Annotated in this window: 17 protein-coding genes; 6 read left to right on the top strand and 11 right to left on the bottom strand. The window is 64.2% G+C overall.

Going from position 1 to position 24,887, the window contains the following annotated elements:
* Positions 1–44: 44 nt before the first annotated feature.
* Both B5F90_RS00865 and B5F90_RS00860 read right to left on the bottom strand, forming a co-directional pair.
* Entirely contained in the window at positions 45–1,916 is a 1,872-nt protein-coding gene (locus tag B5F90_RS00865; protein WP_087360067.1) for a BatD family protein, read from the bottom strand.
* Between the two features lie 72 nt (positions 1,917–1,988).
* A complete protein-coding gene (locus B5F90_RS00860; RefSeq protein WP_087360064.1) occupies positions 1,989–3,602 on the bottom strand; it encodes a fumarate hydratase in 1,614 nt (537 codons plus the stop codon).
* Between the two features lie 448 nt (positions 3,603–4,050).
* Between B5F90_RS00860 and B5F90_RS00855 the strand changes: the two genes are divergently transcribed.
* Entirely contained in the window at positions 4,051–5,043 is a 993-nt protein-coding gene (locus B5F90_RS00855; protein ID WP_087360061.1) for a class II fructose-bisphosphate aldolase, read from the top strand.
* A gap of 411 nt (positions 5,044–5,454) precedes the next feature.
* On the opposite strand, the gene B5F90_RS00850 is transcribed toward B5F90_RS00855, so the two are convergent.
* Positions 5,455–6,060, bottom strand: a complete 606-nt coding sequence (locus tag B5F90_RS00850; protein WP_087360060.1) for a superoxide dismutase — start codon at positions 6,058–6,060, stop codon at positions 5,455–5,457.
* A gap of 192 nt (positions 6,061–6,252) precedes the next feature.
* Between B5F90_RS00850 and B5F90_RS00845 the strand changes: the two genes are divergently transcribed.
* Positions 6,253–7,629, top strand: coding sequence for a tryptophanase (locus tag B5F90_RS00845; protein ID WP_087360057.1), 1,377 nt, complete (start codon positions 6,253–6,255; stop codon positions 7,627–7,629).
* Between the two features lie 298 nt (positions 7,630–7,927).
* Here B5F90_RS00845 and B5F90_RS00840 read toward each other — a convergent pair whose 3' ends face one another.
* The 4 genes from B5F90_RS00840 to B5F90_RS00825 all read right to left on the bottom strand — a co-directional run bounded on the left by B5F90_RS00840 (position 7,928) and on the right by B5F90_RS00825 (position 14,877).
* Positions 7,928–8,920 (bottom strand): aspartate-semialdehyde dehydrogenase, encoded by a 993-nt coding sequence (locus tag B5F90_RS00840; RefSeq protein WP_087360055.1) that lies wholly within the window; start codon positions 8,918–8,920, stop codon positions 7,928–7,930.
* A gap of 178 nt (positions 8,921–9,098) precedes the next feature.
* The gene (locus tag B5F90_RS00835; protein WP_087360052.1) at positions 9,099–11,534 is read right to left on the bottom strand and encodes a transglycosylase domain-containing protein; all 2,436 of its coding nucleotides are present in this window, start codon (positions 11,532–11,534) and stop codon (positions 9,099–9,101) included.
* Positions 11,535–11,569: 35 nt separating this feature from the next.
* Positions 11,570–14,530, bottom strand: a complete 2,961-nt coding sequence (locus B5F90_RS00830) for a hypothetical protein (protein WP_087360049.1) — start codon at positions 14,528–14,530, stop codon at positions 11,570–11,572.
* Positions 14,527–14,877, bottom strand: coding sequence for a translation initiation factor (locus tag B5F90_RS00825; protein WP_087360046.1), 351 nt, complete (start codon positions 14,875–14,877; stop codon positions 14,527–14,529). Before B5F90_RS00825 ends, B5F90_RS00830 begins: the two co-directional genes overlap by 4 nt.
* A gap of 104 nt (positions 14,878–14,981) precedes the next feature.
* On the opposite strand from B5F90_RS00825, the gene B5F90_RS00820 reads away from it, so the two are divergent.
* Complete coding sequence (locus tag B5F90_RS00820) at positions 14,982–16,076, top strand: DUF4435 domain-containing protein (protein ID WP_087360043.1); 1,095 nt, start codon at positions 14,982–14,984, stop codon at positions 16,074–16,076.
* 165 nt (positions 16,077–16,241) lie between these two features.
* On the opposite strand, the gene B5F90_RS00815 is transcribed toward B5F90_RS00820, so the two are convergent.
* The 3 genes from B5F90_RS00815 to B5F90_RS00805 form a co-directional block, all read right to left on the bottom strand.
* A complete protein-coding gene (locus B5F90_RS00815; protein WP_143256071.1) occupies positions 16,242–16,952 on the bottom strand; it encodes a hypothetical protein in 711 nt (236 codons plus the stop codon).
* A 76-nt stretch (positions 16,953–17,028) separates the two neighbouring features.
* The gene (locus tag B5F90_RS00810; protein WP_087360639.1) at positions 17,029–18,282 is read right to left on the bottom strand and encodes an aspartate kinase; all 1,254 of its coding nucleotides are present in this window, start codon (positions 18,280–18,282) and stop codon (positions 17,029–17,031) included.
* A gap of 381 nt (positions 18,283–18,663) precedes the next feature.
* Positions 18,664–20,796, bottom strand: coding sequence for a prolyl oligopeptidase family serine peptidase (locus B5F90_RS00805; protein WP_087360037.1), 2,133 nt, complete (start codon positions 20,794–20,796; stop codon positions 18,664–18,666).
* A 115-nt stretch (positions 20,797–20,911) separates the two neighbouring features.
* Between B5F90_RS00805 and B5F90_RS00800 the strand changes: the two genes are divergently transcribed.
* From B5F90_RS00800 to gcvH, 3 genes are all read left to right on the top strand, one after another.
* The gene (locus tag B5F90_RS00800) at positions 20,912–21,739 is read left to right on the top strand and encodes a 2,3,4,5-tetrahydropyridine-2,6-dicarboxylate N-succinyltransferase (protein WP_087360034.1); all 828 of its coding nucleotides are present in this window, start codon (positions 20,912–20,914) and stop codon (positions 21,737–21,739) included.
* Between the two features lie 39 nt (positions 21,740–21,778).
* On the top strand, positions 21,779–22,528 hold the full coding sequence (locus tag B5F90_RS00795; RefSeq protein ID WP_087360031.1) for a biotin--[acetyl-CoA-carboxylase] ligase: 750 nt from the start codon (positions 21,779–21,781) through the stop codon (positions 22,526–22,528).
* Between the two features lie 385 nt (positions 22,529–22,913).
* Positions 22,914–23,291 (top strand): glycine cleavage system protein GcvH, encoded by a 378-nt coding sequence (gene gcvH / locus B5F90_RS00790; protein ID WP_087360028.1) that lies wholly within the window; start codon positions 22,914–22,916, stop codon positions 23,289–23,291.
* A 669-nt stretch (positions 23,292–23,960) separates the two neighbouring features.
* Here the strand turns inward: gcvH and greA are convergent.
* On the bottom strand, positions 23,961–24,437 hold the full coding sequence (gene greA, locus B5F90_RS00785) for a transcription elongation factor GreA (RefSeq protein WP_087360025.1): 477 nt from the start codon (positions 24,435–24,437) through the stop codon (positions 23,961–23,963).
* Positions 24,438–24,887 lie beyond the last annotated feature (450 nt).

Genomic DNA, 24,887 nt, shown 5'->3' with positions numbered 1-24,887 from the left:
TCGCTCTCCGTTGTTCAGTCATACACTTGGTTTCCCGCACGCCGCTACCGTTTGATGATTGACTCAATGTGCGAAATCAGGTCCACACCCTCGGCATAGACGTCGCTCATGCGCGACGACTCGACGGGCGAATACTGCGCCTCGTCGCAGCGCGTGATGATGGCCGTGAAGCGCTGCGAGTCCTCGGCCGGCACGCCCCGCTTGTGGAGCTCCTCGCGGACGTTCTCCTTCGTGAGGCTGGCCACGGGGATGTTGAACTTGTCACCCATGTATCCCCACAGCGCCCGCAACATCTCCTCGTAGAAGGCGTGGCGGTTCTGCTCGGTCATGTAGTGCTTGGCGGCACGGAAGCGCTGCACGGCGACCTTGTTGGCGCGCCGTCCGCGCAGCAGGGCCACGTTCTGCGAGTCGCGAATCCGCTTGCGCAGCGCCACGTAGGCCATGGCGAAGAGGAGCAGAATGCCCCCCAGCAGCACCCAGTAGGCCGCGCTGAAGAGGAAGGGCGACCGCATGGGCCGCAAGCCGGCTCCGCCCAGCTTGATGAAGCGGATGTCCTGCCCCAGCAGCTTGACCTCCTCCTTCGACATGCCGCGTCCCTGCATGACCAGCGCCGCGTCGCCGCCCCCCTTGGCATCGGGGGTGATGTCGAGCGTCAGCGCCTTGGAGCGGAGCGTCACGTACTGCATCCGCTCGGGGCTGAAGTAGGAGAACTCGACCGGTTCGATGTCGTAGGTCCCTTCGGCACGCGCGATGAAGGGGTACTCGAACTGGCGGTATCCCGACGTTCCGGCCACGGAGCTCTTGAGCGATTCGGTCGTCTTGACGTTGTACTGCTCGAACGAGCCGGGCAGCGTGAGCTTGGGCGCCTGCACGAAGGTCAGGTTGCCCGTACCCGAAATCTTCACCGTATAGGTCGCGGCCGAGTTGGCGGCCAGATGCGTCTCGGGCAGCGTCGCCTCCATCGTATAGTTGCCCACCGCGCCGCTGAAGCTCTCGGGCGCACCGGCCGGCAGCTCCTTGACGTTGACCGTCACGCGCTGCGTGGCCACCTTGCGGGGCACGTTGTAGATGTCGGGGCCGCCTCCGAAGAAGGGGTCCATGTTGCGGCTGTTCTGCACGACCACCTGTGCCAGCAGCGTCAGCTCGGCCGGCTCGATGACCAGCTTGCCCGCCTGCTGGGGGTAGAGCAGGTATTCGCGCACCACCTGGGCGTTGTAGACCTTGCCGCCCAGCGTCTCGCGGCCGGCACGCGGCACGGAGTTGACGTCGAGCTCCTGGGCCCAGAATCCGTTGAACGAGGGCCAGCTTTCGCCCTGAGAACCGACGATGGGCACCCGCGTGTAGAGCTTGAAGCTCACGCGCAGCGGCTCACCCTTGTAGACCGACGTGCGCGACACCTCGGCACGCAGCAGCACGTCGTCCTTGGCCAGCTGCCCCTGAGCGGCTGTCTGACCGCTGTCCGGGGCGGCCGACTGGCCGCCGCTGCCGCCATGCTGCGCGGAGGAGCCGGAGCCCGCTTCGCGGACAATCTCCACCGGCACGGGGTCGGTCGAATAGGTCGTCCCGTCGACGGCAATCGAGGCGCTGCCGATGGTGACGTTGCCCTCGGCCTGCGGCAGCAGCACGTAGGTGATTTTGTATTCGACGGTCTTGTCCATCGAGCCGTTGACGATTGAAATCCGCTGCCCCTTCGAGACGGCCGGGCCCGCCAGCACGTCGAACCCTTCGAACGAGGGGGCCGAGAAGGTGCTTTCGTCGGGCTTGGCGTTGAGCGAGAACTCCACGCGGAAGGCCTCGCCCACGGCTACCGTCAAGGGAGCATGGGTCTCAAAAGTGACCTTCTCGGCGCCGTACGCCGAGAAGACCGCCAGCACGGTGAGTGCCGTCAAGAATATTTTCGCTAAGAATGCTCTCATCGATTCGTATAGACTCGCTTTTTGCAACTATAACGACGCCCGTGCACCGTTATTATATGCGAGCGGAGGATTTTAGTGCTTGAATTCGGCGAAAAAGTCGTTGCCCTTGTCATCCACGATGATGAAGGCGGGGAAGTTCTCGACGTAAATCTTGCGCACGGCCTCCATGCCCAGCTCGGGGAAGTCAACCACCTCAACCGACTTGATGGAGTTCTTGGCCAGGATGGCTGCCGGACCGCCGATGGAGCCCAGGTAGAAGCCGCCGTTGGCCTTGCAGGCGTCCGTCACGGCCTGCGAGCGGTTGCCCTTGGCCACCATCACCATCGAGCCGCCATGCTTCTGGAAGAGGTCCACGTAGGGGTCCATGCGGCCGGCCGTCGTGGGGCCGAACGAGCCCGAAGCCATGCCCTGCGGCGTCTTGGCCGGACCGGCATAGTAGACCGGGTGCTTCTTGAAGTACTCGGGCATGGGCTTGCCTTCATCGAGCATCTGCTTGATGCGGGCGTGGGCGATGTCGCGCGCCACGATGAGCGTACCGCGCAGGTTCAGACGCGTCTTGATGGGGTACTTGGTCAGGATGGCGCGCACCTTGTCCATGCCTTCGTCCAGGTCGATGTCCACGGCCGGCGACATGGCGGGAGCCTCCTTGGGCAGGAAGCGGGCGGGGTTCTTCTCGAGCTGCTCGAGGAAGATGCCCTCGGGGGTAATCTTCGCCTTGATGTTGCGGTCGGCCGAGCAGCTGACGCCGATGGCCACGGGGCACGATGCGGCGTGGCGCGGTGCGCGGATGACACGCACGTCGTGTACGAGGTACTTGCCGCCGAACTGGGCGCCCACGCCGCTCTCGCGGCAGATTTTCAGCACCTTCTCCTCCCACTCCAGGTCACGGAAGCAGCGGCCGCCCTCGTTGCCCGAGGTCGGAAGCTCGTCCAGATAGCCGGCCGAAGCCTTCTTGACGGTCGAGAGGCACATCTCGGCCGACGTGCCGCCGATGCAGATGGCCAGGTGGTAGGGCGGGCAGGCCGACGTACCGAGGTCGAAGATATGCTGCTTGATGAACTTGGTGAGCGACTCCTCGTTGAGCAGCGCCTTGGTCTGCTGGTAGAGGAAGGTCTTGTTGGCCGAGCCGCCGCCCTTGGTGATGAAGAGGAATTCGTACTCCATGCCGGGCTTGCCGCCGTAGATGTCAATCTGTGCCGGGAGGTTCGTTCCCGAGTTCTTCTCGTCAATCATCGAGAAGGGGACCACCTGCGAATAGCGGAGGTTGCGCTCCTTGTAGGTCTCGTAGACGCCGCGGGCGATGCAGCGGGCGTCGTCGGCGCCGGTCCATACGTCCTCACCCTTGTGGGCGATGCAGATGGCCGTACCGGTATCCTGGCAGGTGGGCAGCTCGCCCTCGGCGGCCACGCACTGGTTGAGCAGCATCGTGTAGGCGACGAACTTGTCGTTGTCGGTCGCTTCGGGGTCGTCGAGGATGTTGCGCAGCTTCTGCAGGTGCGCCGAGCGCAGGTAGAACGACACGTCGCTGTAGGCGGCCTTCGAGAGCAGCTCGAGGCCCGCGGGGTCGACCTTCAGCACCTTGCGGCCGTCGCACTCGACCACTTTCACGTAATCCTTCGTCAAAAGACGGTACTCGGTTTTGTCCTCCCCGACGGGGAACGGCTCCTGATAGATGAATTCAGACATGGCTCGTTATGATTATATTGTTGTTTGCCGTTGTTGGTTGTGTAGTCCGCCGGGGGCGCGTCGCCCCCTTCGGTCACCGCAAAAATACAAAATTCTCCCGAAATACCGCAACAAAACGGGGCGGATTGTTATTTTTTTCACAAACCGGCGAAACCGGAGTGTAAAAATTCCGGCCGCTGCCCGCAAAACCCCTCGAAAAACCCCACGGCAGAGCGCTCCGGAGCACTTTCCTCCCCTTTTTCCGCCCTCCCGAGCGGAGGGCGCCGGGCCCCGCGCGGCGGCCCCGGCGCGCTCCTCCCCCACCGATATATAAATCCTCGCCTGCGAAGCGAGGCCGCGCGCTCGCCGCGGGCGATTTTTTTATGCGGAGACTCCGTTTCTTAAGAATATTTATTAACTTTGTGGCGGTTTTTGAGACTAACAATTTTTTCACATAAACTCATTACTTATGGTATCGTACAAAGATTTGGGTCTGGTAAACACCCGTGAGATGTTTGCCAAGGCAATCAAAGGCGGTTACGCGATTCCTGCATTCAACTTCAACAACATGGAGCAGATGCAGGCCATCATCCAGGCTTGCGTCGAGGCTTCGTCGCCGGTGATTCTGCAGGTATCGTCGGGCGCCCGCAAGTATGCCAACCAGACGCTGCTCCGCTACATGGCGCAGGGCGCCGTGGAGTACGCCAAGGAGCTGGGCAAGAACATTCCCATTGTGCTGCACCTCGACCACGGAAACTCGTTCGAGCTCTGCAAGAGCTGCATCGAGATGGGCTTCTCGTCGGTAATGATTGACGGTTCGGCGCTTCCCTACGATGAGAACGTCGCCCTGACCAAGAAGGTGGTTGACTATGCACACCAGTTCGACGTAACGGTCGAGGGTGAGCTGGGCGTTCTGGCCGGTGTCGAGGATGAGGTCGCTTCGGAGCACTCGCACTATACCAACCCCGACGACGTGGTTGACTTCGTATCGAAGACCGGCGTTGACTCGCTGGCCATCTCGATTGGTACGTCGCACGGCGCCAACAAGTTCAAGCCCGAGCAGTGCACCCGCAACGCCGACGGCATCCTCGTTCCGCCCCCCCTGCGTTTCGACATTCTGAAGGAGATTGAGAAGCGCATCCCGGGCTTCCCCATCGTGCTCCACGGGTCGTCGTCCGTTCCGCAGGAGTATGTCCACATCATCAACACCCACGGCGGTGCGCTGAAGGATGCGGTAGGTATTCCCGAGGAGCAGCTGCGTGAGGCTGCCAAGAGCGCTGTCTGCAAGATTAACATCGACTCGGACGGCCGTCTGGCCATGACCGCTGCCATCCGCAAGATTTTCGTGGACCAGCCCGCAGAGTTCGACCCCCGCAAGTACCTGGGTCCGGCTCGCGACGAGCTGAAGAAGCTCTACAAGCACAAGTGCGAGAACGTCCTCGGTTCGGCCGGCAAGGCTTAATCGAAGCGCGCTTCGCAAACAATTTCCGGAGGCCCCGAGCGGGGTCTCCGGATTTTTTATGCCCGCGCGGCAGGGGCGGAGGCTGCAGCCGGCGGACGCACAAGAGGCAGAGCGCAAAAGGCAGGGCAAAGGAGGGGGGGGGCGGACCAAGCCGGGAAGGCCGGCGGGAGGGTCCGCCGGAAACAGACGGGACAACGGACAACGGACAGCGGACAACGGACAACGGACAGCGGACGGGCCATGCCGGGCGTCGTGGACCCGAGGCCCGACGGAGCAGAACCGCTCACCCGGCTGGACCACCACACCTTCACACCGCCGCACCACCGCGTATCGCCGCACTGCCCGTCCGGACGCGCATAGCCGCAGCGCCGCCCGCCGGGACGCCTCTCCGCAGTGCCCCGCTCCACGGCGCTACCGCCCGTAGCGCTCGCCGACGGTGCGCCAGTCGATGCGCTCCCAGAGGGCCTTGACGGCATCGGCGCGGCGGTTGCGGTAATCGATATAATAGGCGTGCTCCCAGACGTCGATGCAGAGCAGCGGCACCAGCCCGTCGCAGAGCGGATTGCCCGCATTGGCGCGCGCCTCGACCCGCAGGCGGCCCGAGGAGTCCTTCGACAGCCAACACCACCCCGAGCCGAAGAGGCCGACGGCCGTGTCAATCATCCGCGTGCGGAGCGCCTCGAACGAGCCGAAGTCGCGCTCTACGGCTGCAAGCAGCGCCCCGTCGGGCGCCGTCTGAGGCGCGGGCGAGAGCGAACGGAAGAGGAAGGCGTGGTTCCACGCCTGGGCGGCGTTGTTGAAGAGGGGACCGTCGGCCGAGCGGACCACATCCTCGAGCGGCTGGCCGGCAAAGGGGGTGTCGAGCGACAGTTCGTTGAGTTTGGCAACGTAGGTCGCATAGTGGCGGTCGTGGTGGTAGCGCATCGTCTCCTCGGAAATCTGCGGCATCAGCGCATCGTAGCCGTAGGGCAGCTCCTCAATCTCGAAGCGGGAGCTCTTCATTGCATCGTTCGTCATGGTGTTATTCCGTTTTTGGTTTGGTCAATTATCCGTGAACTCCGCTCCGCTGACGGCCGGCAATTCGGCACATGCGGAACGGAAAGCCTCTTTTTGCGAACAAATAGGATGCCGGCGGCGTGTTTGTCGAAAATTTTTCCTATTTTTGAAGGAAAAGCCAACAAACCGTAACCTTAAAACCCATTTTTCATTATGAAACTACCCTATGCCGAGCCTTACAAAATCAAGATGACCGAGGCCATCCGCACCTCCACGCGCGAGGAGCGCGAAACCTGGATTCGCGAGGCGCACTACAACCTCTTCAAGCTGCACGCCGACCAGGTGACCATCGATCTGCTGACCGACTCGGGCACCGGCTCGATGAGCGACCGCCAGTGGGCCGCCATGATGACCGGCGACGAGAGCTATGCGGGAGCCACCTCCTACTTCCGGCTCAAGGAGACCATCGAGCGCATCTTCGGCATGCCCTACTTCCTGCCGACGCACCAGGGCCGCGCAGCCGAGAACGTCATCTTCTCGGCGCTGCTCAAGGCGGGCGACATCGTGCCGGGCAACTCGCACTTCGACACCACGAAGGGCCACATCGAGTTCCGCAAGTGCCACGCCGTGGACTGCACCATCGACGCGGCGGCCGACACGCAGCTTGAAATCCCCTTCAAGGGCGAGATGGATACCGCCAAGCTGGAGAAGATTCTCAAGGAGAACCCCCGCGAGAAGGTTCCCTGCGTGGTGCTGACCATCACCAACAACACGGCCGGCGGACAGCCCGTATCGATGCGCAACATCCGCGAGACGGCCGAGGTGTGCCGCCGCTACGGGGTGCCCCTGCTCATCGACTCGGCCCGCTTCGCCGAGAACGCCTACTTCATCAAGACGCGCGAGGAGGGCTACGCCGACAAGAGCATCAAGGAGATTGTGCGTGAAATCTACACCTACGCCGACATCATGACCATCTCGGCCAAGAAGGACGGCGTGGTCAACATGGGCGGTTTCGTGGCGATGCGCTCCGAGGAGCTCTTCCGCTCGGCGATGATGTACAACATCATGTTCGAGGGCTATGTCACCTACGGCGGCATGTCGGGCCGCGACATGGACGCACTGGCGGTGGGTCTGGACGAGAATACCGAATTCGAGCAGCTCGACGCCCGCATCCGCCAGGTGAAGCTGCTGGGCGACCTGCTCGACGAATACGGCGTGCCCTACCAGCGTCCGGCCGGCGGCCACGCCATCTTCCTCGACGCCAAAAAGATTCTGACGCACCTGCCCAAGGAGCAGTTCATCGCCCAGACGCTGGCCATAGAGCTCTACGTCGAGGCGGGCATCCGCGGCGTGGAAATCGGCTCGATTCTGGCCGACCGCGACCCCGAGACCCACGAGAACCGCTACCCGGCCCTCGAGCTGCTGCGTCTGGCCATCCCGCGCCGCGTCTACACGGACAACCACATCCGCGTGATTGCCGCCGCCTGCCGCAACATCTACGAGCGTCGCGAGTCGATTACGACGGGCTACCGCATCACCTTCGAGGCCCCCATCCTGCGCCACTTCACCGTGGAGCTGGAGAAAATCTGACGCCTCCGCGGCTCCGCCCCGGCAAATCCGGGGAGCGGGTCCGAAAGACGCTGAAAACCGACAAGGTCCGGCCACTGCGGCCGGACCTTTTTCATGCACCGTCTTCATTCCCCTTCCCGGCCGACCGGGTCCCGGCCGCAAGCGCCGGCACGGACACCCTTCCGCCGAACGGCATACCGAACCCGGGCATCCGGTCTTGTCCGCCGCCGCTTCACTGTTCCAAAAACAGAACGGGGCCCCGGCAATCCGGGAGCCCGCTTTGTATCGTTTGCCGCGGCATCGGCCGCCGCCGGCCACGTTAAATCAGCGTCTCGAGAATCTGGACGGCATTGAGCGCCGCACCCTTGCGGATTTGGTCGCTCACGCACCAGAAGGTCAGACCGTTGTCGCAGGTGAGGTCCTTGCGGATGCGGCCCACGTAGACGGGGTCCTTGCCCGCGATGAAGAGCGGCATGGGATAGACCTTCTCCGAGGGGTTGTCCATCAGCACCACGCCCGGAGCCTCGGCAAAGGCCCGGCGCGCCTCCTCGACCGAGACGGGACGCTCGGTCTCGAGCCAGATGCTCTCCGAATGGGCCCGCATCACGGGCACACGCACGCAGGTGGCCGACACCCGCACGTCGGAGTGCATGATTTTGCGCGTCTCGTTGAACATCTTCATCTCCTCCTTCGTGTAGTCGTTCTCGGTGAAGACATCGATGTGGGGAATCACGTTATAGGCGAGCTGGAAGGCGAACTTCTCGACATGCGGCTCGCGGCCGGCCCCCAGGTCGGCATACTGCGCCACCAACTCGTCCATGGCGGCGGCACCCGCACCGCTGGCCGACTGATAGGTCGAGACGTGGACGCGGCGGATGTGCGACAGGCGCTCGATGGCATTCAGCGCCACGACCATCTGGATGGTCGTGCAGTTGGGATTGGCGATAATCCGCCGCGGCGCATTCTTCGCATCCTCGGGGTTCACCTCGGGAACCACCAGCGGCACGTCCGCATCCATGCGGAAGGCGCTCGAGTTGTCAATCATCACCGCACCGTAGCGCGTAATGGTCTCGGCAAATTCACGCGAGGTGCCGGCCCCGGCCGAGGTGAGGGCGAAGTCCACACCCCGAAAATCGTCGTTGTGCTGCAGCAGCCGCACCGTAAGGTCGCGACCCCGGAAGCGGTAGCTCCGCCCCGCGCTGCGCTGCGAGCCGAACAGAAGCAGCTCGTCGATGGGAAGTTCGCGCTCCTCGAGAATCCGGAGGAACTCCTGGCCAACGGCGCCGCTGGCCCCCACAATAGCAATTTTCATAACCAACCTTTATATTAAAACCTTTCTTGTTTCCAATTTGCCGCGCCGACGGGTCCGATGCGGTGCAGTGCAGTGCGGCAGCTCCGGCCCTCTCCGGCCCTCGGTGTGCGTCCCCTCCGGACCGCCACCGATCAGCAGGCACCCGGTGTGCATCCGCCCCCGACCTGCGGCCCCGGGGTCAGTTGAAGAACATCTCGTCCTCCTCCTCGTCGCCGAGCTCGCCGCCCGACGAGGTGGTGAGTTCCTCGTCGCAGTCGTAGTGGGGCATCATGGCCGGACGCACGAAGCGGTCCGTGCGGTTGATGCCCAGCCGCGGGTCGTCGTAGACCCGCTTGAGGAAGTCGCCCACGATGGGCAGCGCCACGACGCTGCCCTCACCGCGCGCCAGCAGGTGCACCGACTGGTCCTCGCCGCCTACCCACGCTCCGGCCACAATCTTCGGAGCCACGCAGACGAACCACGCGTCGCGGTTCTTGTTCGAGGTACCGGTCTTGCCACCCAGCTCGACACCGTCGAGGCCGAACTGCCACTTCAGACGCCCGGCTGTTCCGCCGTTGACCACCCCCTGGAGCATCGTCAGCATCGTATAGGCCGTACGCTCGCTGATGGCATCCTGCGACTGGGGAATGAAGCTGGCGATGAGGTTGCCCTGCCGGTCCTCGATGCGCGTGACGAAAATCGGGTCCGTATGGACGCCCTCGTTGGCAAAGGTGGCAAAGGCGCTCGTCAGCTCGTAGACGTTCGACTCCGAGGGGCCGAGGCAGAGCGCCGGCACGGGGTCGATGTAGCTGCGGATGCCCATGTTGTGGATGAAGTCAGCGACGGCGGCCGGCTGCTTGGCCTGCTTCATAATCCAGGCCGAGTAGTTGTTGCGGCTGTGGGCCAGGCCCCAGCTCAGCGGGTGCATCTCGCCCAGCTGCTCGACGCGGCCCGCCTCCTTGGGCGACCAGGCCGTACCGTTGGCCGTCTCGATGGTCACCGGAAGGTTGGGCACCGGCGTGCAGGGGCTCAGCCCCAGGTGGTCGATGGCGAAGGTGTAGACGAAGGGCTTGATGGTCGAGCCAATCTGGCGCTTGCCCTGCTTGGCCATGTCGTACTTGAAGTAGCGGAAGTTGGGGCCGCCCACATAGGCCTTGATGAAGCCCGTGCGCGGCTCGACGGCCACGAAGGCGGCGCGCATGATGCGCTTGTGGTGGAGAATCGAATCGCGCGGCGTCATCACCGTGTCGCGGTCGCCCTTGTAGGTGAAGACCTTCATCGCGCAGGGCTTGTCGAAGCTGGCCAGCACCTCGCGCTCGCTCACCCCGGCGTCGCGCATCTCGCGGTAGCGGTCCGAGTAGCGTATGGCCTGGCGCATGATGCGCTCGCGCTCCTCGCGGTCGGCATCGACGAAGAGCACCTTCGTGCGGCGGTACTGCGCATCCATCTTGGGCTGAATTTCCCGCTCCATCTGCCGCTGCACGGCCTGCTCGGCGTAGGCCTGCATGACGGAGTTGATGGTGGTATAGATTTTCAGACCGTCGCGGTAGATGTTGTAGGGCGTGCCGTCGGCCTTGCGGTTCTTCAGGCACCAGCCGTAGATGGGGTTCTGCTCATACTCCTTGCGGGCCACCTCGTAGTCCCACTCGTTGTAGAACTGGTTGCGGCGGGGCGGCTCGGCGTTCATCACCAGACGAAGCATCTCGCGGAAGTAGGTCGCGGCCCCCTCGTTGTGCGAGACGGGCTTGTAGTTGAGCACGATGGGCAGCGCCGAGAGCGAATCGGCCTGGGCGCGCGTCAGCGCCCCGGCCTGCTGCATGCGTGTGAGGACCAGGTTGCGGCGCGCCAGAGCGCTCTCGGGATTGCGCACCGGCGAGTAGCGCGTCGGGGCGTTGACCACCCCCACCAGCACGGCGGCCTCCTGCACGTTCAGTTCATGGGGCTCCTTGTTGAAGAAGGTATGGGCCGCCGACTTGATGCCGTAGGCGTTCGAGCCGTAGGCCACCGTATTGAGGTACATGGCGGCAATCTCCTCCTTCGTGTAGTTGTATTCGAGCTTGAGGGCCGTAATCCACTCCTTGAGCTTCGAGACGACGAGCTTCGACGTGCGGGCGATTTTGCCGCGGTGGCGCGCCGTGTCGCGCGGGAAGAGGTTCTTGGCCAGCTGCTGCGTGATGGTCGAGCCGCCGCCCTGCGAGGTGTTCTGCAGCAGCACGGTCTTCACCGCCACGCGGGCCAGCGAGGGGATGTCGATGCCCGAGTGGCTGCGGAAGCGGGCATCCTCGGTGGCGATGAGCGCCGCCACGACGGGGGGCACCTCATGGCCGCCCAGCCGGATGTGGAGCGTCGAGTCGGCCGGATAGAGCTCGTCGTACTGGACGTAGGAGCGGTTCTGGACGAAGAAGGTGCCGAGCACCTTGCCGTCTTCGGAGTAGATTTCCGTCGCCAGGTTGCTCTTGGGGTTCTCCAGCTCCTCGAACGACGGCAGCCGTCCGAAGAGGCCCGTCGCCGTCAGCAGCAGCAGGAAGACCAGCAGCGCCACGGGTGCGAAGGCAATAATCCAGAGCCAGCGGATGAGCCGGGGTGAAGCCTTGATGAACCGGGAGCGGGCTCCCGCCTTATTGTTTTGTGTCATGGGACCGAATTTTGCGGTAAAGGTACGAATTTTTCTCAGAAGGGAAGCCCCAACGCGGCAGTAATCCACACGCCGCCCGTACTGGGACGGTAGCACGAGAGCTTGACGGTCGAGGTGGCCGAGGCCGGCATGCGGAAGAGGTTGACGTCGAAAATCAGGTCACCGCCCACCGACCAGATGCGCCGGCGCGTTGCGGCGCCGGGGTAAATCTGCCCCCCGCCCTCGGGGGGCGTAGCGCGGTAGCGCCACGGCTCGGTGGTGAGGAACTGCGCGTAGTCGCCCCCCACGTTGAGCCGTATGCGCTTGAAGTAGAGCACCGAACCGATGCCCCCTTCGGGATAGCAGAGCGGGAACTGGTAGTCGACGGCCGCGGCAAAGTAGTCGTTCGAGACGATGTCGGCCGACGTGAAGCCGCGCGGCACGAGGCGCGTCGAGCGGTAGCTCAGCGGCGCATAGCCCGACGGGAACTTGTAGCCGCCGACCGAGGTCTGGTACGTGGCGGCCACCGTCAGCGAGTTGTGGGGCAGGAATCCGGGGGTGTAGAGCTTGACGTAGCCCGAGAGCAGGTCGCTGAAGTGGCGGTCCGAGGGGTTGAACGTATAGCCGGCGCTCACCGTATAGCCCCACGGCGAGACGAAGTCGCGGTGGGCCAGCCGCGTGAGGTCGGAGTAGCCCACCGAGAAGGAGAGGCTGTGGAGCCCCTCGCGGAAGCCGATGTGCTCGATATTGGTGATGGAGCCCGTCTCCTCGTCCCAGCGGATGTTGCCCACGTTGGCCACCATGCCGTTCGAGAAGTTCCACCCCGTGGCGACGGAGAACTGCCGCGTATGGTAGCCGCGCTGGAGGTAGAGGGGCAGCGTCGCCGTGAGCCCCACCGAGTAGTACTTGTCGGGGCTGGGCGTGCGCTGTCCGCCCAGACCGTAGAACATCTGGTTGCCGCCGTAGGCGGCATCGAGGTCGAAGCGCACGCCCAGCCCGAAGTAGCGGACGCCCAGCCGGAAGAGCGACCCCTCGGAGCGGTTCCAGCCGTAGGAGAAGAAGCCTTCGGTGTTCGAGAGCAGGTTCTGCGAGACAAGCGTCACGCCCAAATTAAGGCTGATGTTCTTCTCGTCGGCCACCTCGAAGGGGTCGAACGCCGCGGGCATCCAGCTGTGGACGTTGACCAGGTTGGGAAGCTTCGGATAGCGCTTGGTGCGGAACTTCGGCTCCGCGGCCAGCGAGTCGGTATAGACGAAGTGCACCGTGTCGAGGTTGACGACGCCCCACGAGCGGCGCGGCGGGTTGACGAGGTTGAGCGGCAGCCGTGCCGGCTCGACGCGGCAGGCGAGGCTGTCGGCCGCCTGGCGCGTGAGGCGGTATCCGAGCCGGTCGTAGGTGGTCATCAGCACCTCGCCGCCGGCGGGCATCGGCTCGAAGGAGCCGTACTTCGAGGTCGAGAGGCGGTACTCGGTGCCGCGCTCCAGGTCGAAGCAGTGGACCTCGTCGCGTCCCGACTGGATGGAGCCGAACCAGAGGCGGCCGCCGCCGGCCCGCAGGTCGCTCAGCGTGATGTAGGCTCCGCGCGTGAGGGGCTCGAGCCCCCCGGCACCGATGCGTCCGAGCCACATGCCCGAGTCGTCGGTCACCAGCACGTAGAGCGCCCGCGTAAGGTCATCCCACGCCAGTCCGTGAATCTCGGTGAGCCCCTCCATGGCGAAGCGCTCCTCGCGCTCCCCGCGGCGGAGCACCACCGTGTAGCGGCCGTCGGGGTTGTATTCGACCCACGCCAGCGCATCGTCGCCCGCACTGGTGGGATAGAGCACGTTGCGCCGCCCGGCGAAGGTGCGCGGACGGCCGTCGGCGAGGTTCATGTAGCAGAGCTGCGAGTTGACCCGCTGCTCGAAGAGCTTCGAGCGCCGGTATTCGGTCCACCAGACCCGCCCGCCCGCAAGGGCCGGACGCGTCGAGACCGACCCGACGTAGCAGACCGTGCGTTCCTCGCCCGTACGGGTATCGACCCGCACGAAGCGGGCCGGGCGGTCGAAATCCTCCTTGAGCGCCAGCACGACCGTGTCGCCCAGCGGCAGCGGCCAGCGGTAGGTGGTATGGTTGCCCTCGGGCAGCCGGACGAGCGACTGCGCGCTGTCGTCCTGCGCGGGAAGCGAATCCCAGTGGTGGCGCAAATCGTCGAAGGTCTCGCGGAAGAGGCGCGAGACGTTCGTGTCGTAGTACTTGCCCAGCGCCACGCGCGTGATGGCGAAGACGTAGGGGTTGCGCGAGCCGTAGCGCGCCACGTTGTTCCACACCTCGGGACCGTAGCGCTCGCAGGCGTAGGAGCAGAGCTGGTAGCCCAGCTCGTAGTGGTCGGGTATGTAGTCGCGGTAGGAGCCGCAGAACCACTTGTCGATGTTGCGCCGCCCGTCGCCCACGCGCTCCATGGCGCGGTAGGCCAGCGTGAAGGAGGGCTGCAGTCCGCGCCCGAACGACGACATCTGCGTCTCGGACATCACGGCGTCGCCCTCCATCGCCCAGAAGGGCATGCAGAGCAGGCCGATGGTCGACCCCTGCTGCCCGAGCAGGTAGCTCAGCGCGCGGATGACGCCCCGGTCGAGGTTGTTGTACTGCACGGCGTGGCGGTACTCGTGGGCCACGAGCTGCTTGAGCCACGGCATCGAGTAGCCGTCGATGGCCGGCGAGGAGAGGAACTCGACGCGCTTGGGGAGGTACATCACCAGTCCGTTCGACTGGAAGTTCTCGGGGTGGATGACAAAGGGAATCCGCATCGGGCCGTGGGTGAAGCCGTAGGAGATGTCGGGCTGCACCGTACGGATGTAGAAGAGCGTATGGCGGGCGATGTTGGCCGCCGTGTCGGGATAGATGACCCGCACATCGCGCGAGCGCATCGTGCTCCACTTCAGCCCGACGGGGTCCGAGCCCCACGTGTAGTACTGGGCCGAGGCGCGGTGCACGCAGCAGAGGGCGCCGACAAGCAGCAGTATGGCCACCAGCCGTTTCACTTTCCGCCCGCCTTTTTGCACCGGTATCCGTTCTGCAGCAGGATTTCGACCACGCGGTCGCGGTGGTCACCCTGGATGATGATTTCTCCCTCCTTGGCCGAGCCGCCGACACCGCAGCGGCTCTTGAGCAGGCGGGCCAGCTCGCCGAGGTCGGCCTGCGTGCCGACGAAGCCCCGCACGAGGGTCACCTGCTTGCCGCCCCGCTGCTTGCGGTCGAGCCATACGCGCAGCTCCTGCTGCGCGGGGGGAAGCGTTGCGGGCTCCTCTTCGCGGGCCGTTTCGAAGTGATAGTCGGGGTCGGTCGAGTAGACCATCCCGAGCCGGGCTTTCCAGTCGTTGTCTGCCATGGTGGAATCGGGGTCGGAAAAATTGCTCCGAACGTAGCAATCTAACGTCGGAGGGGGTGTTATATTTTGCGCAAAAATACGAAAATTATTATCTTTGTTTGCGTATGGCTACCAACTTCAGCGAAAAACTGCGCCGGTGGAACCCCTTTGCGCGCCCGGCGACGCTCGAGGAGCTGCCGCGGCCCCTGCCGCCGGCCGACCCCGCGCAACGGCTGGTCCACGTCTATGTCGAGGGCTACGAGGACGTGGCCTTCTGGCGCGGCGTCTTCGACCACTTCCAGAACCCCTACCTCCGGTTTGAAATCTCGGTGCCCAACCGCGCCGACCTGCCCAAGGGCAAGAAGGTGCTCATGAGCATGATTCCCCGCTCGTCGGAGGAGATGCTGCTCTGCGTCGATTCGGACTTCGACTACCTCTTCGACCAGGCCACCGAGCAGTCGCGCGAGGTCAACGGCTCGACCTTCATGTTCCACACCTACGCCTACGCCACCGAGAACTACCTCTGCTACGCCCCCTCGCTGCACAACGTCTGCGTCAAGGCGACCAAGAACGACACCCACATCTTCGACTTCGTGCGCTTCATGCACGAATACTCGTGCGCCATCTACCCCGCCTTCCTCTGGTACGCCTACTCGGCGCGCCTCTCGTCCGAGGGGGTCTTCACGCTGGCCGACTTCAAGTCGACGGTGCGCATCGGCTACCTCGACATGGAGGAGAACGGCGCCAACACGCTGGCCTGGGTGCGGCGCAACGTCGAGAAGCGCGAGCGGCACCTGCGCGGCCGCAACCCGCGGATGGTCGAGCCGATGAAGGAGTTCGAGGAGCAGCTCCGCGCACGGGGGCTCCGACCCGAGAACACCTACCTCTTCATGCACGGCCACACGCTCATGGACAACGTGGTGCTCGTGCTGCTCAACACCGTCTGCGAGAAGCTGCGCCAGATGTCGGTGGCCAAAATCACCTCGTCGGACAAGAAGGGGGTGGCCCTGAAGAACGAGATGTCGAACTACACCAACTCGCTGCGGTCGATTCGCGACGTGCTGCTCGACAACGAGAACTATACGCGCTGCCCGCTCTACAAGCGGCTGCACAACGACATCGAGCGCTACCTCGAGCACACCATCTGGGAGATGAAGCGCCGCGGCGAGCTGCCCGAAGATTCGGTGCTCACCATCGCGCGCAACCTCAAGCAGAAGTAGCCGCGCGGGCGGCGGCCGGGTGTTTGCAGAGGCCGTTCCCAAAAGGCAAGCGGCGCCATACACCACTCAAAAACCGGGCCCGGAAAACAGATGAAGGGAAGGCTCCTGTCCAGCCTTCCCTTCATTTTTTGCATGCGCCCGGCGGCGCGTATCCTCCGTCAACAATCAGTACCGGATTCGCTTCTGACCGTGGCAGACGCGGCACTGTCCGGACCGGTTGCAGGAGAGGCAGGGATAGACATCCCCGTCGCGACCCACGAAGTGCCCGTTGCCGTGGCAGGCCGGGCACAACCCCGTACCGCCGCACGCCTTGCAGGTGGTGTAGCCGTGGCGCGACGTATCGCCCGAGGAGCCGCTGTCGTAGGAGTCATAGGAGCCGTTGCTGCCCGAGCCTCCGCCGTAGGAGCCTCCTCCGCCGCCCGCCGCGGGCGAGCTGCCGTAGTTCTGCTCGTAGAGCTCGTTGAAGCGCCCGGGCGAGAGGCGGATGGTGTACCACGTATCGTTGTAGACCGCCTGCGAGCAGTCCCGCGCAAGGTAGAAGCGCTCGCTGTTCTTCGACTTGCAGACGTCGCCCGTCGGCATCATCACCGGAAAACCGCCCATGCCGACCGACTGCGCCCTGTATTCCGGAGCCAAAGTATACCCCTCGAACGAGAACCACTCGTCGCTCGTCCCCGTGCAGAGGAACAGATGCGATGCATAACCCAGCATCACGGAGGCCACCGCATCGCCCTTGTTGTCATACATGAGGCTGACGGTCATCAGACGGCCGTCCTCCCGGCCGAAATAGAACTTTTTCCCGCTGGGAAAGGATTGCGCCGTCGCCGTCGCAACGGAGGCCATCCAAAGGAGCAACAAAAATCCAATCCGTTTCATATCCATTCGCTCATTTCATGCTTCCTTATGTTTCATGGGGCGGCGGAGGGAGCCCCTGCCGCCGCGCGTCCCGTCGTCAGCGCTTGCGCACCACGCGCACGGTGGCCTGGGTCGACTGCCGGATGAAGACCTGCGGGCCCTTGGCGTAGCGGCGCCACAGCTCGTCCGTATAGCCGCGGATGGTCAGCAGCTCCATGTCGCCCGTCTTCATCACGTCGAACCCGTTGGCACGCAGGGCGTTCACCGCCTCGTCGATGTGCCACGAATTGTCGACGCAGAGGCTCAGGTTGACCGCCGAGTTGTGAATCAGGTTCGTCTTGAGGCGGAAGCGCTCGAAGAGCGAGAAGATGGTGGCGAAACGCTCCTCGAGCACGAACGAGAAGTCGCGCGAACGAATCGTCAGCAGCACCTGGTTCTTCTTCAGAATCAGAATCGGCACGTCGACCGGCGCCGACATGGCGCGGATGACCGTACCGGGCTTGCGCTTGTCGCCGAAGGGGCGCACGTAAAGCGGGATGTTCTTGTTCTGCAGCGGTTTGATGGTCCTGGGGTGGATAATCTGGGCGCCGCTGTAGGCCAGTTCGATGGCATCGAGGTAGTTGAGCTCGGCAATCTGCACGGCGTCTGGAAAAATCTTGGGGTCGGCGTTCAGCACGCCGTCGACATCCTTCCACACCGACATCGACTCGGCGTCGAGGATGTTGGCCGCCACGGCCGCCGAGTAGTCCGAACCTTCGCGGCCGAGCGTGGCGGTCGTTCCGTCGGGGGCACCGCCGATGAAGCCCTGACCGATGAAGACCCGCTCGGGGCGGCCGGCCAGCTCGGCCCGCAGCAGCGGCGCCGAGGCGGCGATGTCGATGGCCGCATCCTTGTGACGCATCTCCGTGCGGAAGCAGCGCCGCATGTCGACCCAGTGGTTGGCAACGCCCGCCGCATTGAGGTACTCCGAGACGATGGTCGTCGAGAGCAGCTCACCGTAGGCGACAATCGCATCGTACCACAGCTCGGCATCCTCCGCCCGGTAGACGGTCTGCGTCGCCACCCGTTCGAGCTCGGCAAAGAGCTCATCGACCCGCTCGAGCCGTTTGGGACCGTGCCACAAATCCTCGATGATGCCGGCGTGGTAGTCGCGCAGTGCGGCAATCTGCTCCTCCGAGAGGGCGCGGTCGCCCCGCTGCAGCCCCGTGAAGACCTGCTCGAGGGCGTTGGTCGTCTTGCCCATGGCCGAAACAACGATGAAGAGGTTCTCCTCTCCCGCAATGATTTTGTGGAGGTTGCGTACGCCGTCCGCATTGCGGACCGAGGCTCCTCCGAACTTGTAGACTTTCATGCTGTCAAACTTCATTTCGACCGCTGCCGGACGGGCCGCTCCCCCATCCTCGGGGGCCGGCTCGTCCGGCAGCAATCGCACAACGTGTTGTTCTCAAAAAAAAGCTCTTTCCCCGCCTCCGCGGAGGAGGCGTCAGCCGCTCGCAGCGGGTGTCTTCCGGCGGCCGCTTCGCAGCAAATACTTCCCGGCGGACGCTTCACCGCGGGCGCATCCCGGCAGCCGCATCACGACAGGCCCCTAACCGACCCGCCGCGCTCCTTCCCGAGGTTCCGACAAAATCCGCCCGGAGGTTCCGACAAAATCCTCTCCCGAGGCTCCGCCGAACTCCGCCCGAAGGTCCCGCCGAAATTTTCTCCCCGGCGGCCCCCCCGCCGCGCAGGGTTACTTCACTGCACGGTAGGGCACGCCGATGTTCTGGAAGAGGAAGGCGTACATGTCGGCCGCCTCGTCGATGCGCTTCGAGGTGGGCTTGCCGGCACCGTGGCCCGCCTTCGACTCGATGCGGATGAGCACCGGAGCGTCGCCCGCCTGGCAGTGCTGCAGCTCGGCGGCGAACTTGAACGAGTGGGCCGGGACGACGCGGTCATCGTGGTCGGCCGTCATCACCAGCGTGGCGGGATACTTCACCCCTTCGCGGATGTTGTGCAGCGGCGAGTACTTATAGATATAGGCGAACTGTTCCTCGTTGTCCGACGAGCCGTACTCCACGGCCCAGCCCCAGCCGATGGTGAACTTGTGGTAGCGGAGCATGTCGAGCACGCCCACCTGCGGCAGGCAGACGGCGTAGAGGTCGGGACGCTGCACCTCGCAGGCGCCCACCAGCAGACCGCCGTTCGAACCGCCGTTGATGGCCAGACGCTCCGACGAGGTATACTTCTGGGCGATGAGCCACTCGGCCGCCGCGATGAAGTCGTCGAAGACGTTCTGCTTGTTCTCGAGCATGCCGGCCTTGTGCCAGGCCTCGCCGTACTCCGAGCCGCCGCGCAGGTTGGCCACGCAGTAGACGCCGCCCTGCTCGACGAACATCATCGCCGAGGGGTTGAAGCCCGGCGTGAGGTTAATCTGGAAGCCGCCGTAGCCGTAGAGCAGGCAGGGGTTCTTGCCGTCGAGCTTCAGGTCCTTGCGATGGGTGATGAACATCGGGACCTTCGTGCCGTCCTTCGAGGGGTAGAAGACCTGCTCGGTGACGTAGAGCGAGGGGTCGAAGGCCACCTCGGGAGCCTTGTAGAGGGTCGACTCGCCCGAGGCGATGTCGTAGCGGTAGAGCGTTGCGGGCGAGGTGTAGTTCGAGAGCGCGTAGTAGAGCTCCGTATCCTCCTTTTCACCCGAGAAGCCGCTCACGGTGCCGATGGCCGGGAGCTCCACTTCGCGCAGGAGCTTGCCGTCGTAGTCGTACTGCGCGATGCGGTTCTGGGCATCCTGCAGGTAGGAGGCCCAGAGGTAGCCGCCCGCCGTGCCGACACCCTCGAGCAGGTTCTTCTCATGCTCGGGAATCACCGTCTCGACCTTCGAGGGGTCGTTGAGCGAGATGCGCTTGAGGGCGTAGTTCAGGGCGCCGTCGTTGGTCACGAAGTAGAGGTTGTCCTCCCGGCAGTCGACGGGCGCATAGTCGTGGGCAAAGCCCTTGAGCAGCGTGCGGAACTGCTTCTCGGAGCTCTTGCGGCAGAGCACCTCGGTGCCCGACGTACCCTCCGAGCCGATGATGAAGAGCCACTTGCCGTCCTCCGAGGGCCAGGCCGAGAAGTAGCGCAGCGGGTGCTCGCGGTCCTCATAGATGAGGAGGTCGGCCGACTGGGGCTTGCCCAGCTCGTGGTAGTAGACCTTCTGGAACTGATTCTGCGACGAGTAGACACCCTCCTTCGGGGCGTCGTAGGCGCTGTAATAGAAGCCCTTCGAATCGGGCGTCCAGGTGGCGCCGGAGAACTTCACCCAGTTGATGCTGTCGTCGGTCAGCTTTCCCGTCGCGGTATCCATCACACGGATTTCGACCCAGTCCGAGCCCGACGCCGCGGCGGCATAGGCCATGTAGCGGCCATCCTTCGAGAAGGAAATCGCCGCCAGCGCCACCGTACCGTCCTCCGAGAGGGTGTTGGGGTCGAGAAAGACCTCCCCGGGCTGGCCGGGCTCCTGCGTGCGGTAGATGACCGCCTGATTCTGCAATCCGTCGTTGTAGGAGTAGTACCACCAGTCGCCGTGCTTGACGGGAGCCGACTCCTTGGCATAGTTCCACAGCTCGGTGAGCCGCTCGCGGATGGCTCCGCGGAAGGGAATCTGCGCGAGGTAGTCCTCCGTCACGGCATTCTCGGCCGCAACCCAGGCGGCCGTAGCCTCCGAATTGTCGTCCTCGAGCCAGCGGTAGGGGTCGGGAACCTCCACGCCGAAATAGTTGTCCACCACGTCGCCGCGCTCGGTGGCAGGATAGGGTAAGTGCTTGATGTTCATTTTGCTTCCACAACTTGCCAGCATCGCCGCTGCGCCGAGCAGCAACACCGCACCGGAGAATTGTTTCCTCATAATCGACGGATTAAGGTTAATATCGGGACAAAGTTAGGAAAAAGTTGAGAGACTCGGACGCCGGAGTCGAAGATTTTGCATAACTTTGGGCTTCCGAAACAACGAACCAACGAGCATGTACAGCGAACTGAAACAAATCATCGAGCAGGCGTGGGAGGAGCGCGCGCTGCTCAGCGAGGAGTCCGTCCGCGAAGCCGTCCGCCGGACGGTCGACCTGGTGGACAAGGGCCAACTGCGCACGGCCGAGCCTCTGGACGAGGAGCGGAGCCTCTGGCAGGTGAACGAATGGGTCAAGAAGGCCGTCATCCTCTACTTTCCGCTCCAGCCCATGCGCAAGATGCAGGCCGGCGAGCTGGAGTGGTACGACAAGATGGAGCTCAAGCACGGCTACGAGGAGCTGGGCGTGCGCGCCGTGCCCCACGCCGTGGCGCGCTACGGTGCCTACATCGCCCCGGGCGCCATTCTGATGCCCTCGTACGTCAACATCGGCGCCTATGTCGATACGGGCACAATGGTCGATACGTGGGCCACGGTGGGCTCTTGTGCACAAATCGGCAAGCAGGTCCATCTGTCGGGCGGCGTGGGCATCGGCGGTGTGCTGGAGCCCGTGCAGGCGGCGCCGGTCATCATCGAGGACCACTGCTTCATCGGTTCGCGCTCGATTGTGGTCGAGGGGGCCCACGTCTGCCGCGAGGCGGTGCTCGGCTCCAACACGGTCATCACCGGCTCGACCCACATCATCGACGTCACGGGGCCGGAGCCCGTCACCTACAAGGGCTACGTACCGCCCCGCTCGGTGGTCGTTCCGGGCAGCTACCGCAAGCAGTTCCCGGCGGGCGAATACAGCGTCTCGTGCGCCCTCATCATCGGCCGCCGCAAGGAGTCGACCGACAAGAAGACCTCGCTCAACGACGCGCTGCGCGACTTCGGCGTCAGCGCCTGACCGCGCCCGCCGTCCGACGACCCTAACCCGACACGACACATGATTTACCACATCCGACAGACCACCTCGACCAACGACGAGGCCCGCGATGCACGCTACCGCCACGGCGACGTGGTGTGGGCCGAATGGCAGAGCGCCGGCCGCGGACAGCGCGGCCACACGTGGCTCTGCCCCGAGGGGCTCAACATCACCTTCTCGGCCATCCTCGAGCCGACGTTCCTGCCCGCCCCGGAGCAATTTCTCTTCACCGAGGTGGCGGCGCTCGCTCTGGTCGACGCGATGCGCGACTACGGCATCGAGGCCCGCATCAAGTGGACGAACGACCTCTACGTAGGCGACTGCAAGTGTGCGGGCATGCTCATCGAGCACGACCTGCGCGGAGCGAACCTCGCCCGCAGCATCGCCGGCATCGGCCTCAACATCAACCAGCGGGAGTTCGACCCGTCGCTGCCCAACCCCACCTCGATGGCGCTGGCCGCGGGCCGGGAGTTCGACCGCGAGGAGGTGCTCCGCTGCTGCATCGACCACCTGATGGCGCGCTACGCACAGCTCGAGGCGGGCGACCGCGAGGGGCTGCAGCGCGACTACCGGGCGCGGATGTACCGCCTCGGGGAGCGCCACCTCTTCCGCCTGCCCGACGGCACCCTCTTCCAGGCGGCGGTCGAGGGGGTGCGACCCACGGGCGAGCTGCAGCTGCGCCACGACGACGGTACGCTGCACGAATACCTCTTCCGCCAGGTCGAGTTCCTCATCGAGGGGCGCGACCCGCAACCCGCCGGGGAGCACTGACCCGCGCCGGAAGGCACGGGCCGGGGCCGGGAAACGCCGGCCGGAACCCGGGAGCGGGCAAGCCGGAACCCGGGAGCGGGCAAGCCGGAAAACGGAATGCGCCGGCCGGGAAATGCGGACAGGAGAACGAGGATGCGCGGGCCGGAGCGCAGGATGCACCGGCCGGAAGATACCGCTCCGCTGCGGACGTTGGCTCTGGAGGGACGACAGCCCGCCGCCCCGGTCGTGCGGCACCGTTGCGCAAGGGAAGAGCTCGGCCGCTGCCGCCCCCATGTGCGCCCCGAAGGAGGGCCAAGGGTGTTAAAAAAATAACAAAACCCTTGCCCATCCCGAAATAACTGCTATATTTGCATTGGAAAATTCACAACACAAAGCTCGTAATACCATGAATGTACCTACCAATCTGAAATACTCGAACGACCACGAGTGGTGCCGCGTCGAGGGTGACGTTGCCGTTATCGGCATCACGGATTTCGCACAGAGCCAGCTGGGCGACATCGTCTTCGTAGACGTGCCGACCGTAGGCGAGACGCTCGCCGCCGGCGAGGTGTTCGGCTCGATTGAGGCCGTGAAGACCGTCAGCGACGCCTACCTTCCCGTCTCGGGCGAGGTGCTCGAGTTCAACGAGGCCGTCGACGCCGACCCCTCCATCGTCAACAAGGACGCCTTCGGTGAAGGCTGGCTCGTCAAGGTCCGCATGTCGGCCCCCGAGGAGTACGACAAGCTGCTCACCCCCGCCCAGTACGAGGAGCTGATTGGTTAGCGACGGGCGCCGGCAGGCGCCTCCCCTCTCCCCTTTCGGAACAATGCGCCGCAAGGTGTCGAAAACGCCCCGAATCGCGGGCGCCGGGGTGTGGTGTCCCCATCTCTCCCCTCCCGCGCCGAGTAGCCGTTCCATTCTGAGCGCAGCCCTCCCCCAAAAGAGTGCTGAGGCTGTACCCGAAAAAGAGCACCGCAATACCCGGGAGGAGTTGCAAAACAAGGGCGGCAACAGAATTGCACCGGGAGCGGAAACGCCCCGATGAGGTATTCGGACCGTTCCGCACCCGTCTCTCTGTTTCATATAGAAGACCGCATTCCCCAAGGGGTGCGGTCTTCTCTTTTTCTACAAACGAGAACGGGAGGGGACCGCACAGAAACGCGTGCGGAACCGGCCGCCCGTCAACACGGCTGTCCCGATACCGCCCCCACACCAACGCTGCCACCTCGCTCCGGCCGCACCCAACCGCCCCTCTACAGCGTCGCCCCGTACCGGGTGCAACCGACCGCCCCGCCAACCCAACATCCGCACTCATCCACCTGCACCCCTATACACACAAAAAGGGCCGCCCGAAGAGCGGTCCTGCAGGAAGTCTTCCCCACGGGGAAGACTGTATGTATCGGCTGGTCCGAAAGCGGCGGCGGCGAACCGTTCCGAGCTACATGCGAGGCATCAGATGCTGATGTCGAGTATCTCGAAATGAATCGTCCCGGCCGGAACGACGACATCGACCGTGTCGCCCTTCTTGTGGCCGAGCAGCGCCTTGGCAATCGGCGTACCGATGGCCAGCTTGCCTTCGCGCAGATTGGCCTCGTGCTCGGCGACAATCGTATAGACCACCTGCTTGCCGTTGTTGTGGTTCAGCAGCGTCACCTTGCTCAGAATCTGCACCTTGCTCTTGTCGATTTTCGACTCGTCGATGACGCGCGCATTGGCCAGCGTATCCTCCAGCTTGGCAATCCGCATCTCGAGCAGACCCTGTGCCTCACGCGCCGCATCGTACTCCGCATTCTCCGAAAGGTCGCCCTTGTCGCGTGCCTCGGCAATTGCGGCCGAAATCGCCGGACGTTCGACGGAACGCATGTGGTCAAGCTCGTCCTTGAGCTTCTTGTACCCTTCCGCCGTCAGATAGATAATCTCTTTTGCCATAAGAATGATAATCCAATAAAAAACAAGAATCCCGGCCTCGAAAGGCCAGAACCCCTATACTTAACCGAAACAAAGATAGGAAGGATTTTCCGATTTTCCAAATTATTTCGCAGAACTTCTCGCCGGCGACGCATCGCGCCCCGACCGACCACGCGGGGTGCCGCCGCAGCCCATCTGTCCGCCCGGCCGGCGCATGGCGGCGGAAATGGCAGGCAGCGGGTGCGGCTGGTGAGAAGCGGCGGGACGGCAGGCAGAAGCGGGGACGCAGACAGCGGCGGAGGTAGCGGGCGGCAGGCGGCAGGTGATAACAGGCGGGGAAAAGCGACAGGCAGCGGGGAGACAGACAGCGACAGGGGTGGCAAGCAGCGGTGGCGGAGGTAGCGGGCGGCAGGCGGCGGGTGATAACAGGCGGGGAAAAGCGACAGGCAGCGGGGAGGCAGACAGCGACAG

Origin of the sequence: Alistipes sp. An31A (genome assembly GCF_002159425.1) — a bacterium.
In the GTDB taxonomy this organism is placed as follows: domain Bacteria; phylum Bacteroidota; class Bacteroidia; order Bacteroidales; family Rikenellaceae; genus Alistipes; species Alistipes excrementigallinarum.
This window is presented reverse-complemented; position numbering and strand designations above follow the sequence as displayed.

Coding starts and splice junctions, on each gene's coding strand:
- B5F90_RS00865 (WP_087360067.1), bottom strand. CDS start 1,916: ATGAGAGCATTCTTAGCGAAAATATTCTTGACGGCACTCACCGTGCTG.
- gcvH (WP_087360028.1), top strand. CDS start 22,914: ATGAATGTACCTACCAATCTGAAATACTCGAACGACCACGAGTGGTGC.
- B5F90_RS00845 (WP_087360057.1), top strand. CDS start 6,253: ATGAAACTACCCTATGCCGAGCCTTACAAAATCAAGATGACCGAGGCC.
- greA (WP_087360025.1), bottom strand. CDS start 24,437: ATGGCAAAAGAGATTATCTATCTGACGGCGGAAGGGTACAAGAAGCTC.
- B5F90_RS00855 (WP_087360061.1), top strand. CDS start 4,051: ATGGTATCGTACAAAGATTTGGGTCTGGTAAACACCCGTGAGATGTTT.
- B5F90_RS00800 (WP_087360034.1), top strand. CDS start 20,912: ATGTACAGCGAACTGAAACAAATCATCGAGCAGGCGTGGGAGGAGCGC.
- B5F90_RS00825 (WP_087360046.1), bottom strand. CDS start 14,877: ATGGCAGACAACGACTGGAAAGCCCGGCTCGGGATGGTCTACTCGACC.
- B5F90_RS00805 (WP_087360037.1), bottom strand. CDS start 20,796: ATGAGGAAACAATTCTCCGGTGCGGTGTTGCTGCTCGGCGCAGCGGCG.
- B5F90_RS00815 (WP_143256071.1), bottom strand. CDS start 16,952: ATGAAACGGATTGGATTTTTGTTGCTCCTTTGGATGGCCTCCGTTGCG.
- B5F90_RS00810 (WP_087360639.1), bottom strand. CDS start 18,282: ATGAAAGTCTACAAGTTCGGAGGAGCCTCGGTCCGCAATGCGGACGGC.
- B5F90_RS00795 (WP_087360031.1), top strand. CDS start 21,779: ATGATTTACCACATCCGACAGACCACCTCGACCAACGACGAGGCCCGC.
- B5F90_RS00820 (WP_087360043.1), top strand. CDS start 14,982: ATGGCTACCAACTTCAGCGAAAAACTGCGCCGGTGGAACCCCTTTGCG.
- B5F90_RS00835 (WP_087360052.1), bottom strand. CDS start 11,534: ATGACACAAAACAATAAGGCGGGAGCCCGCTCCCGGTTCATCAAGGCT.
- B5F90_RS00850 (WP_087360060.1), bottom strand. CDS start 6,060: ATGACGAACGATGCAATGAAGAGCTCCCGCTTCGAGATTGAGGAGCTG.
- B5F90_RS00860 (WP_087360064.1), bottom strand. CDS start 3,602: ATGTCTGAATTCATCTATCAGGAGCCGTTCCCCGTCGGGGAGGACAAA.
- B5F90_RS00840 (WP_087360055.1), bottom strand. CDS start 8,920: ATGAAAATTGCTATTGTGGGGGCCAGCGGCGCCGTTGGCCAGGAGTTC.